At 70.2% G+C, this 15,985-nt stretch carries 17 protein-coding genes; all 17 read left to right on the forward strand.

Annotation, left to right across the window (positions count from 1 at the left end):
* Position 1: 1 nt before the first annotated feature.
* The 17 genes from ACT9AS_RS12675 to motD all read left to right on the forward strand — a co-directional run bounded on the left by ACT9AS_RS12675 (position 2) and on the right by motD (position 15,985).
* Positions 2-493 (forward strand): flagellar basal body-associated FliL family protein, encoded by a 492-nt coding sequence (locus tag ACT9AS_RS12675; protein ID WP_445100513.1) that lies wholly within the window; start codon positions 2-4, stop codon positions 491-493.
* 33 nt (positions 494-526) lie between these two features.
* Positions 527-1,531, forward strand: coding sequence for a flagellar motor switch protein FliM (gene fliM, locus ACT9AS_RS12680; protein ID WP_445100514.1), 1,005 nt, complete (start codon positions 527-529; stop codon positions 1,529-1,531).
* The gene (fliN, locus tag ACT9AS_RS12685) at positions 1,528-1,878 is read left to right on the forward strand and encodes a flagellar motor switch protein FliN (RefSeq protein WP_445100515.1); all 351 of its coding nucleotides are present in this window, start codon (positions 1,528-1,530) and stop codon (positions 1,876-1,878) included. Before fliM ends, fliN begins: the two co-directional genes overlap by 4 nt.
* 419 nt (positions 1,879-2,297) lie before the next feature.
* Complete coding sequence (gene fliO / locus ACT9AS_RS12690; RefSeq protein WP_445100516.1) at positions 2,298-2,609, forward strand: flagellar biosynthetic protein FliO; 312 nt, start codon at positions 2,298-2,300, stop codon at positions 2,607-2,609.
* A 116-nt stretch (positions 2,610-2,725) separates the two neighbouring features.
* Positions 2,726-3,475, forward strand: a complete 750-nt coding sequence (gene fliP / locus ACT9AS_RS12695) for a flagellar type III secretion system pore protein FliP (RefSeq protein WP_445100601.1) — start codon at positions 2,726-2,728, stop codon at positions 3,473-3,475.
* 10 nt (positions 3,476-3,485) lie between these two features.
* Entirely contained in the window at positions 3,486-3,755 is a 270-nt protein-coding gene (locus ACT9AS_RS12700) for a flagellar biosynthetic protein FliQ (RefSeq protein ID WP_445100517.1), read from the forward strand.
* 13 nt (positions 3,756-3,768) lie between these two features.
* Positions 3,769-4,557 carry a flagellar biosynthetic protein FliR gene (gene fliR / locus ACT9AS_RS12705; protein WP_445100518.1) on the forward strand — a complete coding sequence of 263 codons (789 nt, stop codon included), beginning with the start codon at positions 3,769-3,771 and terminating at the stop codon, positions 4,555-4,557.
* Positions 4,558-4,587: 30 nt separating this feature from the next.
* Positions 4,588-5,748: a flagellar biosynthesis protein FlhB gene (gene flhB / locus ACT9AS_RS12710; RefSeq protein WP_445100519.1), complete on the forward strand. Its 1,161-nt coding sequence runs from the start codon at positions 4,588-4,590 to the stop codon at positions 5,746-5,748.
* Complete coding sequence (gene flhA, locus ACT9AS_RS12715) at positions 5,745-7,814, forward strand: flagellar biosynthesis protein FlhA (RefSeq protein ID WP_445100520.1); 2,070 nt, start codon at positions 5,745-5,747, stop codon at positions 7,812-7,814. Before flhB ends, flhA begins: the two co-directional genes overlap by 4 nt.
* A 74-nt stretch (positions 7,815-7,888) precedes the next feature.
* On the forward strand, positions 7,889-9,613 hold the full coding sequence (flhF, locus tag ACT9AS_RS12720; protein ID WP_445100521.1) for a flagellar biosynthesis protein FlhF: 1,725 nt from the start codon (positions 7,889-7,891) through the stop codon (positions 9,611-9,613).
* Positions 9,600-10,490 (forward strand): P-loop NTPase, encoded by an 891-nt coding sequence (locus ACT9AS_RS12725; RefSeq protein ID WP_445100522.1) that lies wholly within the window; start codon positions 9,600-9,602, stop codon positions 10,488-10,490. The genes flhF and ACT9AS_RS12725 overlap by 14 nt, the downstream gene beginning before the upstream one ends.
* On the forward strand, positions 10,487-11,239 hold the full coding sequence (locus ACT9AS_RS12730; protein ID WP_445100523.1) for an RNA polymerase sigma factor FliA: 753 nt from the start codon (positions 10,487-10,489) through the stop codon (positions 11,237-11,239). The genes ACT9AS_RS12725 and ACT9AS_RS12730 overlap by 4 nt, the downstream gene beginning before the upstream one ends.
* A 40-nt stretch (positions 11,240-11,279) precedes the next feature.
* Positions 11,280-11,672: a chemotaxis response regulator CheY gene (gene cheY, locus ACT9AS_RS12735; RefSeq protein WP_445100524.1), complete on the forward strand. Its 393-nt coding sequence runs from the start codon at positions 11,280-11,282 to the stop codon at positions 11,670-11,672.
* The gene (locus tag ACT9AS_RS12740; protein WP_445100525.1) at positions 11,669-12,304 is read left to right on the forward strand and encodes a protein phosphatase CheZ; all 636 of its coding nucleotides are present in this window, start codon (positions 11,669-11,671) and stop codon (positions 12,302-12,304) included. The genes cheY and ACT9AS_RS12740 overlap by 4 nt, the downstream gene beginning before the upstream one ends.
* Position 12,305: 1 nt before the next feature.
* On the forward strand, positions 12,306-14,129 hold the full coding sequence (locus tag ACT9AS_RS12745) for a chemotaxis protein CheW (RefSeq protein ID WP_445100526.1): 1,824 nt from the start codon (positions 12,306-12,308) through the stop codon (positions 14,127-14,129).
* Positions 14,130-14,202: 73 nt separating this feature from the next.
* A complete protein-coding gene (locus ACT9AS_RS12750) occupies positions 14,203-14,943 on the forward strand; it encodes a flagellar motor protein (RefSeq protein WP_445100527.1) in 741 nt (246 codons plus the stop codon).
* A 10-nt stretch (positions 14,944-14,953) separates the two neighbouring features.
* Positions 14,954-15,985, forward strand: a complete 1,032-nt coding sequence (motD, locus tag ACT9AS_RS12755; RefSeq protein ID WP_445100528.1) for a flagellar motor protein MotD — start codon at positions 14,954-14,956, stop codon at positions 15,983-15,985.

Consider the following 15,985-nt stretch of genomic DNA (forward strand, 5'->3'; position numbering starts at 1 on the left):
CGTGTCAGCCCAGAGTCCCGCCACCGCTCCCGCGACCGGCAGCAAACTGCCCTGGATCATCGTCGCCGCCCTGCTGCTGGTAGTCGCCGGCGGCGCCGGCTGGTGGTTCATGAAAGGCCGCATCGCTCCGGTCGAACAAGCCGCCGCGGACACACCGGCAGCCAGCATCCGCAAGCCGGCGCAGTACTACCTGTTCGAGCCGGCGTTCGTGGTCAACCTCGCCGACACCGACGCGGTGCGCTACCTGCAGGCCGACATCCAGGTCATGACCCGCGACCCGGAGACCGTCAAGGCGCTCGAACTGCACGACCCGGCGATCCGCAACCGCCTGCTGCTGCTGCTCGGCCAGCAATCCGCGCACCAGCTCGCCCAGCGCAGCGCCAAGGAGCGCCTGCAGGAACGCGCCAAGGCCGAAGTCGTGGCGGTGCTGCGCGCCGAGCAGGCGCCCGACAAGGTCGAGGCGGTGTTCTTCACCAGCCTGGTCACCCAGTAGCCCCTCCACCTCCCAGCACCGGCACCCGCACCCATGACTTCGGACCTGCTTTCACAAGACGAGATCGACGCCCTGCTGCATGGCGTCGACAGCGGCGCGGTCGACACCGAGGACGCGCCCGCCGCACCCGGCGAGGCGCGCAACTACGACTTCGCCAGCCAGGACCGCATCGTCCGCGGCCGGCTGCCGACGCTGGAAATGATCAACGAGCGTTTCGCCCGCACCTGGCGGATCGGCCTGTTCAACCTGCTGCGGCGCTCGGCCGACCTGTCGGTGCGCGGCGTCGACCTGATGCGCTTCGGCGAGTACATGCACTCGCTGCAGGTGCCCAACAACCTCAACCTGGTGAAGATGAAGCCGCTGCGCGGCACCGCGCTGGTGGTGTACGAGCCGCGCCTGGTGTTCAGCGTGGTCGACAACTTCTTCGGCGGCAACGGCAAGTACCACACCCGCATCGAGGGCCGCGAGTTCACCCCGACCGAGATGCGCGTCATTCAACTCCTGTTGAAGCAGACCTTCGCCGACCTGGTGGAGGCCTGGGCGCCTGTCATGCCGGTGGAGTTCGAGTACCTCAATTCCGAGGTCAACCCGCACTTCGCCAACATCATCAGCCCGCGCGAGTACATCGTGGTCAGCCGCTTCCACGTCGAGCTGGAAGGCGGTGGCGGCGAGTTCCACGTGTCCATTCCCTACTCGATGCTCGAGCCGGTGCGAGAGCAGCTCGATGCCGGGCTGCAGAGCGACCGCGTCGAGCGCGATGAAGGCTGGACCAAGGCGATGCGCTCGCAATTGCTCGATGCCGAGGTCGAACTGTCGTGCGCGCTGGCGCACCGCCAGATCAGCCTGCGCAACCTGTGCCAGCTCAAGGTCGGCGACGTGATCCCGATCGACCTGGCCTCGTCGGTGGAGTTGCAGGTCGAGCAGATGCCGCTGTTCGTCGGCGAGTTCGGCAGCCACAACGGCAACAACGCCGTGAAGATCCAGACGGTCCAGCCCGCGCGTTCCATTCCCTCCTTCAACCTGTTGCAGATGCCATGAACACGACTGATTCCCAGACCGCCGCGACCGACCCGGCCCCGGCATCGTTCGACGCACTGATCGCCGACTCCGCCAGTGGCGGCGCCGACCTCAACCTCGACGTGATCCTCGACGTCTCGGTGTCGTTGTCGCTCGAAGTCGGCCGCGCGCGCATCCCGATCCGCAATCTGCTGCAGCTCAACCAGGGCTCGGTGGTCGAACTGGAGCGTGGCGCTGGCGAACCGCTGGACGTGTTCGTCAACGGCACGCTGATCGCGCAGGGCGAAGTGGTGGTGGTCAACGACCGCTTCGGCGTGCGCCTGACCGACGTGGTCAGCCCGGCCGAGCGGATCAAGCGGCTGCGATGAACGCGATGATGGACGGCACCGGCCCGGCCGGCGCGGCACAGACCTGGCCGCTGGCGACCGCGGCCGGGGTGACGGCGGTGCCGTTGCCGGCGGAAGCAAAAGCGCGCCCTCACCCCAGCCCTCTCCCGCAAGCGGGAGAGGGAGCAGTTTCGTCGCATCTTCCACCGGCGGGAGAGGGAGAAGGTTCGTCGCCTGTCCCGCAGGCGGGAGGGGAAGCACGCTCGTCGTCCGGCCCATCTTCCGACGCAAGTGCGGTTTTGCTCCCTCTCCCGCTTGCGGGAGAGGGCTGGGGTGAGGGCAAGCCCGGAGCCAGCGAACCCCAAGTAGCCTCCATCCCAGCCAAAGCATCCCCCTTCGCCAACACGACCAGCACCCAGGCCGCGCCCGCGTCCTTCGGCACGCCGCAGACCGGTGCCGGCATGGTCGGCACCACCGTGGTCACGTTGCTGCTGGTGATCGGTTTCATCCTGCTGCTGGGCTGGCTCGCCAAGCGCATGCCGGGTCTCGGCGGCGCCAGCAACCCGGCGCTCAAGGTGGTCGGCTCGCTGGCCCTCGGCCCCCGCGACCGCGTGGTGGTCGTCGCCGTCGGCGACACCCAGTTGCTGCTCGCCACCGGCCCCGGCGGCACCCGCACGCTGCACACGCTCGAACAGCCCCTGCCGATGCCTGCCAACACCCCTTCGCCGTTCGCCCAGGTACTCGCGCAACAGTTCGGAAAGAAGCCGTCATGACGACCCGACAGATCGCCGCCATCAATGGCCGGCGCAACCCTGCCGCGCGCGGCCTCGCCAACCGCATGCTGCGCATCGGTCTTGCGTTGGCGGTGCTGCTCGCCTTCGTCGGCTTCATGGCGCCGGCCGGCGCGCAGACCGCGCCCGCCACCCCGGCCGCGACGGCGACACCGGCGGCGACCCCGGCCCCCACCCAGCCGCTGCCCTCGGTCAACGTCGGCAACATCGGCGGCGAACCGGTGAGCATGCCGCTGCAGGTGTTGCTGCTGATGACCGCGATCACGCTGCTGCCGGCGGCGTTGCTCGGTCTCACCGCGTTCACCCGGATCATCATCGTTCTGGGGCTGTTGCGGCAGGCGCTCGGCACCGGGCAGACGCCCAGCAACCAGGTGCTGCTCGCACTCGCGCTGTTCCTCACCGCGATGGTGATGATGCCGGTGTTCGACCAGGCCTGGGCCAGCGCCATCTCGCCGTACCTCAACGACCAGATGGAATTCCGCGAGGCGTGGACGCTGGCGCTGGAACCGTTCCGCGGCTTCATGCTCGGGCAGATCCGCGAGACCGACCTGATGACCTTCGCCGGCCTGTCCGGCACCGGTCCGTACGCGTCGCCGCAGGACGTGCCGTTCGGCGTGTTGGCCGCGTCGTTCCTGACCAGCGAACTGAAGACCGCGTTCGAGATCGCGTTCCTGATCTACATCCCGTTCGTGATCATCGACCTGGTGGTCGCCAGCGTGCTGATGTCGATGGGCATGATGATGCTGTCGCCGATGATGATCTCGGCGCCGTTCAAGATCCTGCTGTTCGTTCTGGTCGACGGCTGGGTGCTGGTAGTCGGCTCGCTCGCCGCCAGCTTCAACCTCTGAGGCGGCGACGATGAATCCCGAAGTCGCCCTCACCGAGATCGGCCGCGGCCTGCAGATGGCATTGCTGCTCGGCGCGCCGCCGCTGCTGGCGGTGCTCATCGTGGGCGTGGTGGTCGGCATCCTGCAGGCCGCCACCCAGATCAACGAGCAGACCATCGCGTTCGTCGCCAAGGCCATCGCGCTGGTGACCGTGCTGGCGCTGACCGGGCACTTCCTGCTCGGCCGGCTGGTGTCGTTCACCATCGACCTGTTCCAGCGCATCCCGCACCTGATCGGCTGAGCGCCCGCGTTCGATGGACCCGGTCACCGCCACCACCGTCGACGGGCTCAACCTGTTCGGCATGCTCGCCGCGGTGCTGTGGCATCTGCTGCGGATCGGCGCGGCGCTGCAGGTGCTGCCGATGATCGGCGGCCGCGGCATGCCGGTGCAGGCGCGGCTGATCGTCGCACTGGCGCTGTCGGCGGCGATGTCGACGGTGCTGCCGGAGCCGCCACCGGCCGCGGTCGACGCCGCCACCGTGCTCAACGTCATCCGCGAGTTCGCGGTCGGCATCGCGCTGGGGCTGGTGCTGCGGCTGGCGTTCGAGGCCGGGCAGTTCGCCGGCGAGCTGATCAGCCAGGGCATGGGCCTGTCGTTCGCGACCATGGCCGACCCGCTCAGCGGGGCCTCGTCGAACGTGCTGTCGCAGTGGTTCTTCCTGGTGTTCGGGCTGCTGTTCTTCACCCTCGACGGCCACCTGGCGCTGGTCAACCTGCTGGTCGACAGCTACCACGCATTGCCGATCGGCACGCCACTGGCCGACATCAACGACTTCCTCGCCGCGTTGCCGGCGTTCTTCGGCACCTGCCTGCGGGTCGGCCTGCTGATGGCGCTGCCGGTGATGATGGCGCTGCTGGCCAGCAACCTGGCGTTCGGCGTGCTGTCGCGCGCGGCCGCCTCGCTCAACCCGATCGCGATCGGCCTGCCGGTCGCGCTGCTGGTCGGACTGGTGCTGCTGAGTTTGCTGGCACGGGAACTGCAGGGACCGGTGCAGCGGCTGTTCGAGGATGCGTTCCTCGCGGCGCGCGCACTGACTCCCTGACGACAACCCGGGCATGGCGGAAGCGGCGAGATGGCAAGCGAAGACAAGGACGACCGCACCGAGCAACCTACCGAGAAACGCCTGCGCGAGGCGCGCGAAAAGGGCGACGTCCCGCGATCGCGCGAACTCGGCAACGTGGCGGTGCTCGGTACCGCGGCCGTGGCGCTGATGATGACCGCCTCCTCGCTCGGCAATGCCGGCCAGGGCTGGTTGCGCGGCGCGCTGACCCTCGACCCGCAACTGCTCGGCCACCCCGACCGCCTGCTCGCGCACGCCGCGCGGCTGGCCGGCGGGCTGGTGCTGCCGGTGCTGCCGATGCTGGCCGCGGCGCTGCTGGCCTGCCTGATCAGCCCGGCGGTGCTGGGCGGCCTGCGGTTCTCGGGCCAGTCACTGCAACCGGATTTCAAGCGGCTCAACCCGGCGTCCGGGCTGGCCCGCATCTACGGCAAGGAGAGCTTCGCCGAGCTGCTGCGCTCGCTGATGCGCGTCGGCCTGGTACTCGGCGTCGGCGGTGCGATGGTCTACCGCGCGTTCCACAAGCTGCTCGCGATCCCTGGCATGTCGCTGGAGGAAGCCGTCGGCACCGGGCTGGACACCGCGCTGTGGGCGCTGCTGGCGATGGCCGGCTCGCTCGCCCTGCTGGCCGCGATCGACGTGCCGTGGCAGCACTACCGGCACCGCAGCAAGCTGAAGATGACCAAGCAGGAGATCCGCGACGAGTTCAAGGAGATGGAGGGCAACCCGGAGGTCAAGGCCAAGGTCCGGCAGATCGCCCAGCAGATGTCGCAGCGCCGGATGATGGAAGCGGTGCCCACCGCCGACGTGGTGGTCACCAACCCGACCCACTACGCGGTCGCGCTCAAGTACGACGCCGGCAACATGCGCGCGCCAAAAGTCGTCGCCAAGGGCGTCGACGAGATGGCGCTGGCGATCCGCGACGTGGCCGGCAAGCACCGGGTCGCGGTGCTGGAGGCGCCGCCTCTGGCACGCGCCTTGTATCGGCAGGCGCAGGTCGATCAGGAAATCCCGGTGAAACTCTACGCCGCCGTCGCGCAAGTGCTGTCCTACGTCTTCCAGCTCAGGCGCTGGCACCCGTCCCACGGGCCGGCGCCGGTGCTGACGCAGGTCGATGTCGGCGCCGATGGCGCCCCGGACATGCCGGCGCCGGGTGACGGGGAGCCGACGCGATGAGCGGCAACAGCCGGTTTTCCGGCATTACCGCGGCCATCCGCAACGGTGCCGCCGCGCCGGTGATCGTGCTGGTGATGCTGGCGATGGTGGTTGTGCCGCTGTCGCCGCTGCTGCTGGATGCGCTGTTCACCGTCAACATCGCGCTGTCGCTGGTGGTGATGATGGCGGTGGTCTACGTCAAACGGCCGCTGGAGTTCTCGGTGTTCCCGTCGGTGCTGCTGATGGTGACGCTGCTGCGGCTGGGCCTGAACGTGGCATCGACCCGCGTGGTGCTGCTGCACGGCCACCAGGGCCCGGCGGCCGCGGGCCACGTGATCGAGTCGTTCGCGCAGTTCGTGATCGGCGGCAGCTATGCGGTCGGCCTGATCGTGTTCGCGATCCTGACGATCGTGAACTTCGTCGTCGTCACCAAGGGTTCCGGCCGCATCTCCGAGGTGTCGGCGCGCTTCATCCTCGACGCGCTGCCCGGCAAGCAGATGGCGATCGATGCGGACCTCAACGCCGGCCTGCTGTCGCGCGAGGACGCCCGCGCCCGCCGCGAAGAGGTTCGCGAGGAAGCCGACTTCTACGGCTCGATGGACGGTGCCAGCAAGTTCGTCCGCGGCGACGCGATCGCCGGCCTGCTGATCCTGGTGATCAACCTGGTCGGCGGCATCCTGATCGGCCTGTTGCAGCACGACATGGATTTCGGCCATGCGGCGCAGACCTACACCCTGCTCGCCATCGGTGACGGCCTGGTGGCGCAGCTGCCGGCGCTGTTGATCTCCACCGCCGCGGCGATGCTGGTTACCCGCGCCACGCGTGAGCAGGACATGGGCCCGGCCGTGCGCAAGCAGGTGTTCGGGCACAAACGTGCGCTGATGGTCGCCGCATTGCTGATGGGCCTGGTCGGCATCGTGCCGGGCATGCCGAACCTGCCGTTCCTGGTGCTGGCCGGCGTGCTGGGCTACGCCGCCTGGCAGGCGCACAAGCGCGAGGCCCGCGAAGCCGCGGGCGAGTCCGACCCGGCCGAAACGGCCAGCGCCCCCGCCGCCACCGCGGAGCTGAGCTGGGATGAAGTACGACCGGTCGAGCCGCTTGCGCTGGAAGTCGGTTACAAGCTGATCGCCCTGGTCGACAAGGCCCAGGGTGGTGAACTGCTGGCGCGCCTCAAGGGCGTGCGCCGCAAGCTGACCCAGGACCTCGGCTTCCTGATCCCGGCCGTGCACGTGCGCGACAACCTCGAGCTCGGGCCGGGCCACTACCGCATCCTCGTCCACGGCGTGCCGGTCGCGACCGGCGAGTTGCACGCGGACCGCGAACTCGCGCTCGACCCCGGCCGCGTGTTCGGGCCGCTCGATGGCATTCCGGGCAAGGACCCGGCGTTCGGGCTCGACGCGGTCTGGATCCAGAAGACCCAGCGCGCGCATGCCGAGTCGCTGGGCTACACCGTGGTCGACGCCGCTACCGTGGTCGCCACCCATCTTTCGCACCTGGTGCGCGAGCGCGCCGCCGAGCTGCTCGGCCACGAGGAAGCGCAGCAACTGCTCAACAGCGTCGGAAAGGCGGCGCCCAAGCTTGTCGAGGAATTGACGCCCAAGCTGCTGCCGCTGTCGGTGGTGGTGCGCGTGCTGCAATCGCTGCTGGTCGAGAAGGTGCCGCTGCGGCAGATGCGCCAGATCGTCGAGGCAATGCTCGAGCACGGCGCGCACACCCAGGACCCGGCCACGCTGACCGCCGCGGTCCGCACCGCGCTGGGCCGCTTCATCGTGCAGGAACTCAACGGACTCAACCCGGAGTTGCCCGTCTACACCCTGGCGCCGGCTCTGGAACGGGTATTGCAGGACTCGGTCAACGGCCAGGGGGCCGCGCTGGAACCCGGACTCGCCGAGCGGCTGCACCAGAACCTCAGCGAGTGCGTGACCCAGCAGGAAGGCCGCGGTGAACCCGCGGTGCTGCTGGTCCCGGCGGGCATCCGCGCAACCATCGCGCGGCTGGTCCGCCACAGCGTCCCCGCGCTGTCGGTGCTGGCCTACACGGAAGTGCCGGAAGACAAACGGTTGCGCCTGGTTGGCGCGATCGGCTGAAGACAACGAGGCATCGCATCGGCGGTGCGGGACACAACGAGAACGGCGCGAGCCGGAGTGGTCAGGGGTAGTTGATGAGAATCAAGCGATTCATTGCCAGCGACATGCGCACCGCCCTGCGGATGGTCCGCGACGAGCAGGGCCCGGATGCGGTGATCCTGTCCAACCGCCCGTGCGCGGAAGGGGTGGAAGTGGTCTCGGCCACCGATTACGACGAGGCCCTGGTGCACCAGGCATTGCGCGCCGCCGCGCCCGCGATCGCAGCGACACCCGCTGCTGCGCCGACGCCTGCCGCGGTAGCTGCGGTAGCCGCCGAGCCGACACCCGCACCCGCATCGGTCCCGGCATTCGCGGCCACCAACCCGGCGCCGTCGGTACGCGAGACCCTCGCCACCCGCGCCCGGGCCGTGTTCAAGCTCGGCGATGCACCCCGCGCACCGTCCGCCGAGCCGACCCTGGCCGAACTCACCGCCGACACCACGCCGGCGGCCGCGGCGGTCGCCAGCGCCGAGCCGACCCGCTTCGACGCGATGATGGCCGCGCTCGGCGCCGTGCCCGCCAGCGTCGCCGACGCCGAGCCGGCAAACGATGTCGTCACCCTGTCCCACGCCGCGCGCGCCCAGGCCGAAGCCGCGCACGCCGCACCTCCTTCCCCGCCTGCGTCGCCGCGGCAGCACCCGGAGCCGGACGCCCCGGTGGCCGCCGCGGCCGCGCAGGTCCCTTCCGACCCGCAGGCCCCTGCCCAAGCCCCGGCGCCCGCACCCTTGCCTGCGCCGAAGATCGAGCTGAGCCTGGAACCCCTGCCGGAACCGCGCGAAGAGGCGACGCGCGACACCGCGCCCGCCGAACGCCACCTGCATGCCGTCCCGCGCTGGGACGCCGACCCGGCGGTCGCCGCGATGCGCGAGGAGCTGGCGACCATGCGCCAGCTGATCGAGCGCGAGATGGGCCAGTTCGCGGTCGAGCGCCTGAAAGGCTCGCCCGCCCGCGCCGCCGCGTTCGACATCCTGCTTGGCTACGGCTGCGACGACTCGCTGGCGCAGACCCTCGCGGCGAAGATCGACCCGACGCTGGACCCGGCCCGCGTGCACGCCCCGATGCTGGCCGAACTGGCCCGCATGCTGACCATCAGCCGCGAGGAACCGATCGACGACGTCGGCGGCAACAACAACGTGATCGCCCTGGTCGGCCCCACCGGCGCCGGCAAGACCACCACCACCGCCAAGATCGCCGCGCGCTTCGCCGCCCGCCACCGCGCCCGCGACGTGGCCCTGGTCACCACCGATTTCGAGCGCGTCGGCGCCTGCGAGCAGTTGCACGCCCACGGCCGCCGGCTCGGCATCACCGTCTGCGAGGCGCAGGGTCCGGAAGCATTGCAGCAGACCCTGGCGCAGTTGCAGGACTACCCGCTGGTGGTGGTCGACACCGCCGGCTACGGCGCCCGCGACCGCGCCCTGCTCGGCCAGATCACCTGGCTGCGCGCCACCCGCAACCTGCGCAGCCTGCTGGTGCTGCCGGCCAACGGCCATCCGCACGACATGAACGAGGTCGTGCGCCGCTACCGCATCGCCAGCCCGGAGGGCGTGGTGCTGACCAAGCTCGACGAGACCGGCCGACTCGGCGCCGCCCTGTCGGTGGTGATCCGCAACGGCCTCAGCCTCGCCTACACCTCCGCCGGACAGCAGGTTTCGACCGACCTGGCGGCCGCCAATGCATCGAGCCTCGTGCTGCTACTGGAGAAACTGCGCCGTGCTGCCGATAACCCCCTTGCCACCGAGGACCGTCATGCCGTCGCCTGACCACAATCCCGCTTTCCCGGCGACGCAGCCCGGCGCTGCGCCGGCGGCCCTGCGCGCCCCCGTGCGGGTGATCGCGGTCGCCAGCGGCAAGGGCGGCGTCGGCAAGACCAGCGTCTCGGTCAACCTCGCCCTGGCCCTGCAGAACGGCGGCCAGCGCACCCTGCTGCTGGATACCGACCTCGGCCTGGCCAACGTCGACGTGATGCTGGGGCTGTCGCCGCGGTTCACCCTGGCCGACGTGTTCGCCGGCCGCTGCGAGCTGCGCGACACCCTGCTGGAAGGCCCGGGCGGGATGTGGATCGTCCCCGCCGCGTCCGGCAAGCGCCACATGACCGAGCTGCTGCCGCAGCAGCACGTCGGCCTGGTGCACGCCTTCAGCCAGCTGGACGTGCCGATCGACACGATGATCGTCGACAACGCCGCGGGTATCGCCGATGGCGTGCTGACCTTCTGCCAGGCCGCGCAGGACGTGATCGTGGTGGTCTGCGACGAGCCGGCCTCGGTCACCGACGCGTACGCGCTGATCAAGGTACTCAGCCGCGACCGCGGGGTCAGCCGGGTGCAGATCCTCGCCAACCAGGTGCAGCACAGCGCCGAGGGCCGGCAGCTGTTCGACAAGCTGCAGCGGGTCACCTCCAAGTTCCTCGACGTGACCCTCAACTACCTCGGCGCGATCCCGCGCGACGAGTGGCTGCGCCGCGCGGTGCAGCGGCAGGAGGCGGTGGTCGACGCGTTCCCGTCGGCGCCGGCCGCGGCCGCGTTCCGCGACATCGCCCGCCGCGCCGGCCAGTGGCAGAGCCCGCAGGGCCCGCGCGGCCACGTCGAGTTCTTCATGGAGCGGTTGATCGACCAGCCCGCCAGGAGTGCCGCCGCATGAAAACCGCCGCTGCCGCCTATCGCGCCAACCAGTCCAGCGACGCCTCGCTCGTGGTCGAACGCCACGGCGAACTGGTGCGCCGCATCGCCCACCACCTCGCCGCGCGGCTGCCGTCCAGCGTCGAGGTCGACGACCTGATCCAGGCCGGCATGCTTGGCCTGATCGACGCCGACCGCAACTTCCAGTCCGACCAGGGCGCCGCGTTCGAGACCTACGCCAGCATCCGCATCCGCGGCGCGATGATCGACGAGATCCGCCGTGGCGACTGGGTGCCGCGCTCGGTCCACCGCAAGTACCGCGACGTGGTCGCCGCCACCCGCCAGGTCGAGCAGGACACCGGCCGCGCCGCCAGCGCGCAGGAAGTCGCCGCGCAGCTGGACGTGCCGCTCGACGAATACCACCGCATGCTCGAGGCCGCCGCGCGCGGCCAGCTGATCAGCCTCGACGCGCACCTGGAGGAGCACGACGGCGAGCCGCGGCTGGCCTCCGGCAGCACCGCCAGCCCGGCCCGCGAGTTCGAGCACACCGCGTTCCGCGAAGCGCTCGGCGGCGCGATCGGCCACCTGCCCGAGCGCGAGCAACTGGTGCTGTCGCTCTACTACGAGCAGGAAATGAACCTGCGCGAGATCGGCGCGGTGCTGTCGATCAGCGAATCGCGCGTCTGCCAGATCCACGGCCAGGCGATGTTGCGCCTGCGCGCGCGCCTGGGCGACTGGCGCGAGGAAGCCCTCCTCGACGACGACGCCTGACGCCAAGCCCCCTCAACTCCCCGCTGCAAGAGCCTGACCCATGGACAAGAACATCCGGATCCTGATCGTCGACGACTTCTCGACCATGCGCCGCATCGTCAAGAACCTGCTCAACGACCTCGGCCTCTACAACACCACCGAGGCCGACGACGGCACCAGCGCGCTGGTGGAACTGCGCAAGGGTCCGTTCGACCTGGTCATCACCGACTGGAACATGCCCGGCATGCCCGGCATCGACCTGCTCAAGGCGATCCGTGGCGATGCCGCACTGGCGAAGATCCCGGTGCTGATGGTCACCGCCGAAGCCAAGCGCGAGCAGATCATCGAGGCCGCCCAGGCCGGCGTGAACGGTTACGTCATCAAGCCGTTCACCGCCGCCACGCTGGGCGACAAGCTGACCAAGGTGTTCGAGCGGCTGGAGAGCGCGGCGTGAGCAGCGTGCCGGCCGACCCGGCGGCCACGGCCAAGCTGTTGGCGCCACAGGATCGCGAACTGATCACCGAGCGCCTGCACGCGGCGCTGTGGGCGCTCGAGCACGACGACCCGGTGGCCTGGCGCACCAATGTCGACGAGTTGATCCAGTGGCGCACACAGCCGTTCGTGCAGGGGCTGGCGCGCATCGCGCGGGAGCTGGAACTCGCCCTTGGCGGCCCGGGCGGCCACGGCAGCCACGGCTCGCTGCCCGACGCCTGCGCGCGGCTGGAACACGTGGTCACGCTGACCGAGACCGCCAGCATGCGCACGCTCGACCTGATCCAGGAATGCTCCGGCCTGCTGGGCCGGATGCAGGCGGGCGATGCCTCGCAGGACGAGGCCGTGACCGGCATCCGCGAGCGGCTGTCGGAAATGACCGCCGCGCAGGGTTACCAGGACCTCACCGGGCAGATCATCCTGCGCGTGGTCGAGCTGGTGCGTGCGGTGCAGGAAGGCCTCGGCGACGTGTCCGACCCGTCCGAGCCGCTGAAGCTGGCCAACCGCGGCCACGGCCCGTCGATCGCCGGCCTCGACGCCGCTCCGGCGACGCAGGACGACGCCAACGAGCTGCTGTCCTCGCTGGGGATCTGACATGAGCGCGGCGTTCGACGACGACACCGGCAACGACATCTGCGCCGACTTCCTGATCGAGGCCCGCGAGATCCTCGACCAGCTCGGCGAGCAGATGGTCGCGCTCGAGCGCAGCCCGGCCGACCGCGAATGCCTCAACGCGGTATTCCGCGGCTTCCACACCATCAAGGGCGGCGCCGGCTTCCTCGACTTCCCGCCGATGGTGGCGATCTGCCACGCGGTGGAGGACCGGCTCAACGCCGCCCGCAGCGGCGAGGCGCCGCTGGATGCCGATGCGTTCGACGGCGCCCAGCAATCGCTCGACCTGCTGGTCGACCTGCTCGACTGCGTTGCCGCCGGCGAGGTGCTGATGCCGGCGCCGCAGGCCCTGCTCGACGGCCTGCGCGCGGGCGCGTCCGGCGGTTCCGTCGCGGCGGCGCCGACCAGTGCACCGGCGGCGGAAGCGTCCGACGACCTCGACGATCTCGATTTCGAAGCGCTGCTGGACAGCCTGCACGGCTCCGGCGGCATCCCTGGCACCCACGACGCCGCCGCCGTGCCCGGGACGGCACCGGCACCGACATCGGCCCCGGTCGCATCCGCGCCGCCGGCCAATGACCCGCCGCCCCCGGCCCGCGCCCAACCCGCCGCCCCGCGCAAGCCCGCCGCCGCGCCGCACCAGGAAGACCCGACCGTGCGCGTCGACGTGCGCCGGCTCGACGCCATGGTCAACCTGGTCGGCGAACTCGTGCTCGCCCGCAACCGGCTCAAGACCATCCGCCCGCGCCTGCGCGACGACGAACTCGACCGCGCGGTGACCACGCTCGACGCCGCCACCTCGCGCCTGCAGTCGGCGGTGATGATGGCGCGCATGCAGCCGGTCGGCCGGGTGTTCTCGCGCTTCCCCAAACTCGCCCGCGACGTCGCCCGCCAGTTGCAGAAGAAGGTGGAACTCGAAGTCATCGGTGCCGAGACCGAACTCGACCGCAACCTCGTCGAGGCCCTGTCCGACCCGCTGGTGCACCTGGTCCGCAACGCGATCGACCACGGCATCGAAAGCCCCGACGCCCGCATCGCCGCCGGCAAGCCCGCGCAGGGTCAGGTCGTGCTGAGCGCGCAGCAGGAAGGCGACCACGTCGCCATCGAAGTGCGCGACGACGGCGCCGGCATCGACCCCGACCGGATCCGCGACAGCGCGGTGCGCAAGGGCCTGATCGAAGCCGAAGCGGCCGCGCGCCTGTCCAGCGACGAATGCCTGCAACTGATCTTCATGGCCGGCTTCTCCACCCGCAGCAAGGTCAGCGACCTGTCCGGCCGCGGCGTCGGCATGGACGTGGTGCAGTCGAAGATCCGCGAGCTGTCGGGCGAGGTGCAGATCCAGTCCGAGCCCGGCCGTGGCAGCCGCTTCCTGATCCGCGTACCGCTGACGCTGGCGATCCTGCCGACCCTGCTGGTCGAGCTGGCCGGCGATGTCTACGCGCTACCGCTGGTGCGCGTGGTCGAGGTGTTGTCGCACGAGCGCGGCCAGGCGATGCAGGTCGACGGCCAGACCGTGCTCGACCTGCGCCAGCAACCGGTGCCGCTGCTGTCGCTGCGGCGCTGGCTGGGGCTGCCGGAAACCACCCTGGAGGAATCCACCGCGGTGGTGCTGCAGTCGGGCGAGCAGCGTTTCTGCCTGGCGGTCGACAGCGTGCGCGGCCGCGAGGAAGTGGTCATCAAGGCCTTGCCGAAAACCCTGCGCGGGCTGGCCGGTTATGCCGGCGCAAGCCTGATCGGCGATGGCCGCATGGCGCTGATCCTCGATGTCGACGCGCTGTACCGCACCGGCGTGCGCGGCGGGCGCTGACAACCGTGAGCACGGTCGCCAGAACGCCGCCGTGCATCTCAAGTAATCCACCCACGGACCGTTAACTCGATCAATGGACAGGCTCAGCATCATCGGAACTTTACTGGCGATCGGCGCATTGCTGGGCGGCAGCGTGCTCAAGGGCGCGGGACTGTCCGGCCTGTGGTCGCCGGCCGCGTTCGTGATCGTGGTGCTCGGCACCGTCGCGGCGATCCTGGTGCAGACGCCGATGGACACCTTCAAGCGTGCGCTGAAGATCGTGCGCTGGGTGTTCCAGCCGCCGATGCAGGACCGCGGCGCATTGATCACGCGCATCGTCGAGTGGAGCGGCACCGCGCGCCGCCAGGGCCTGCTCGGGCTGGAGGCGGAAGTGCAGACGCTGGAAGACCCGTTCCTGCGCAAGGGCCTGCAGATGGTCGTCGACGGTGTCGAGCCCGAGGCGATCCGGCAGATGCTGGAGATCGAACTGCACGGCCAGTCCGACCGCGACGTCGCCGCCGCCAGGGTGTTCGAGGGCATGGGCATCTACTCGCCCACGCTGGGCATCATCGGCGCGGTGCTCGGCCTGATGGCGGTGATGAAGAACCTCGCCGACCCCAGCCAGCTCGGCCACGGCATCGCCGCGGCGTTCACCGCGACCATCTACGGCATCGGCATGGCCAACCTGGCGCTGCTGCCGATGGCGGCCAAGCTCAAGGGCCTGATCGGCCACCAGGCGCAGGAGCGCGAAATGATCGTCGAGGGGCTGATCGCGATCGCCCAGGGCGAGAACCCGCGCAACATCGAGGCGCGGCTCAACGGCTTCGTGCATTGAGGCGGCGCGCATGGGACGCCGCCGCCACCGCCATGAGGAGCACCAGAACCACGAGGCCTGGGCGATCCCCTACGCCGACCTGATGACGCTGCTGCTGGCCTTCTTCGTGGTGATGTACGCGATCTCGTCGCTCAACGAGGGCAAGTACCGGGTGCTGGCGGACTCGCTGTCGTCGGCGTTCGGCGGGCAGCCGCGGACTATTTCTCCGATCCAGCTCGGCCAGACTCAGTTGCGCGGTTCCTCGTTCGACCGGCCGTCGATGCAGACGCCGGACTCCAAGTCCGGGCCGTCCGCGGCCACCCCGATCAACTCGCCGCGGATGCTGCAGGTGCTGGACATGCCGACCTTCGGCCACACGGTGCGGGTCACGCGCGACACGATGCAGGCCGGCGGCGCGCAGCAGGGCCGGCACAGCGAGCAGTTGCAGTGGATCGGCACGCGCATCCAGCAGGCGCTGTCGGACCTGGTGCGGCGCAAGCTGGTCACCGTGCGGCGCAGCGAGCTGTTCCTGGAGGTCGAGATCCAGAGCGACATCCTGTTTGCCAGCGGCGTGGCCGAGCCCAGCCCGCTGGCGACCGAGACCGTGCGCCGACTCGCCGAGGTACTGCGCGACGAGCCCAACGCGGTGCGCGTGGAGGGCTACACCGACGACCAGCCGATCCACACCGTGAAGTTCCCGTCCAACTGGGAGCTGTCGGCGGCGCGCGCCGGCAGCGTCGTGCACGAGTTGATCGATGGCGGGCTGGAGCCGGAACGACTCGCGGTGGTCGGATTCGGCGAACACCAGCCGATCGCCGACAACGCCACCGTCGAAGGCCGCAACGCCAACCGCCGCGTGCTGCTGGTGATCCTCGCCGCGCCGCAGGGCGCGGATGCGATCACCCAGCCGCTGCCGCCGGTGGTCGCCGATGCGTCCACCGGCGACACCGGCCGCGTCGCCTCCGAACCCCAACCCGCTTCGTCCGCGGACGCGACCGGCGTCCTCACCAACCTTCCGCTGCCGGACATCGCTTCCGGCGGCAGCGGCCTGGGAGCCCCCTGA

The sequence above is a fragment of the Lysobacter sp. F60174L2 genome (genome assembly GCF_052547135.1).

Bases quoted from the DNA above. Each gene is read 5' to 3' on its own strand.
- cheY (WP_445100524.1), top strand. From the start codon at position 11,280: ATGGACAAGAACATCCGGATCCTGATCGTCGACGACTTCTCGACCATG.
- fliR (WP_445100518.1), top strand. From the start codon at position 3,769: ATGGACCCGGTCACCGCCACCACCGTCGACGGGCTCAACCTGTTCGGC.
- ACT9AS_RS12745 (WP_445100526.1), top strand. From the start codon at position 12,306: ATGAGCGCGGCGTTCGACGACGACACCGGCAACGACATCTGCGCCGAC.
- flhB (WP_445100519.1), top strand. From the start codon at position 4,588: ATGGCAAGCGAAGACAAGGACGACCGCACCGAGCAACCTACCGAGAAA.
- ACT9AS_RS12700 (WP_445100517.1), top strand. From the start codon at position 3,486: ATGAATCCCGAAGTCGCCCTCACCGAGATCGGCCGCGGCCTGCAGATG.
- motD (WP_445100528.1), top strand. From the start codon at position 14,954: ATGGGACGCCGCCGCCACCGCCATGAGGAGCACCAGAACCACGAGGCC.
- fliP (WP_445100601.1), top strand. From the start codon at position 2,726: ATGGCGCCGGCCGGCGCGCAGACCGCGCCCGCCACCCCGGCCGCGACG.
- flhA (WP_445100520.1), top strand. From the start codon at position 5,745: ATGAGCGGCAACAGCCGGTTTTCCGGCATTACCGCGGCCATCCGCAAC.
- fliM (WP_445100514.1), top strand. From the start codon at position 527: ATGACTTCGGACCTGCTTTCACAAGACGAGATCGACGCCCTGCTGCAT.
- ACT9AS_RS12750 (WP_445100527.1), top strand. From the start codon at position 14,203: ATGGACAGGCTCAGCATCATCGGAACTTTACTGGCGATCGGCGCATTG.
- ACT9AS_RS12730 (WP_445100523.1), top strand. From the start codon at position 10,487: ATGAAAACCGCCGCTGCCGCCTATCGCGCCAACCAGTCCAGCGACGCC.
- ACT9AS_RS12725 (WP_445100522.1), top strand. From the start codon at position 9,600: ATGCCGTCGCCTGACCACAATCCCGCTTTCCCGGCGACGCAGCCCGGC.
- fliO (WP_445100516.1), top strand. From the start codon at position 2,298: ATGGTCGGCACCACCGTGGTCACGTTGCTGCTGGTGATCGGTTTCATC.
- flhF (WP_445100521.1), top strand. From the start codon at position 7,889: ATGAGAATCAAGCGATTCATTGCCAGCGACATGCGCACCGCCCTGCGG.
- fliN (WP_445100515.1), top strand. From the start codon at position 1,528: ATGAACACGACTGATTCCCAGACCGCCGCGACCGACCCGGCCCCGGCA.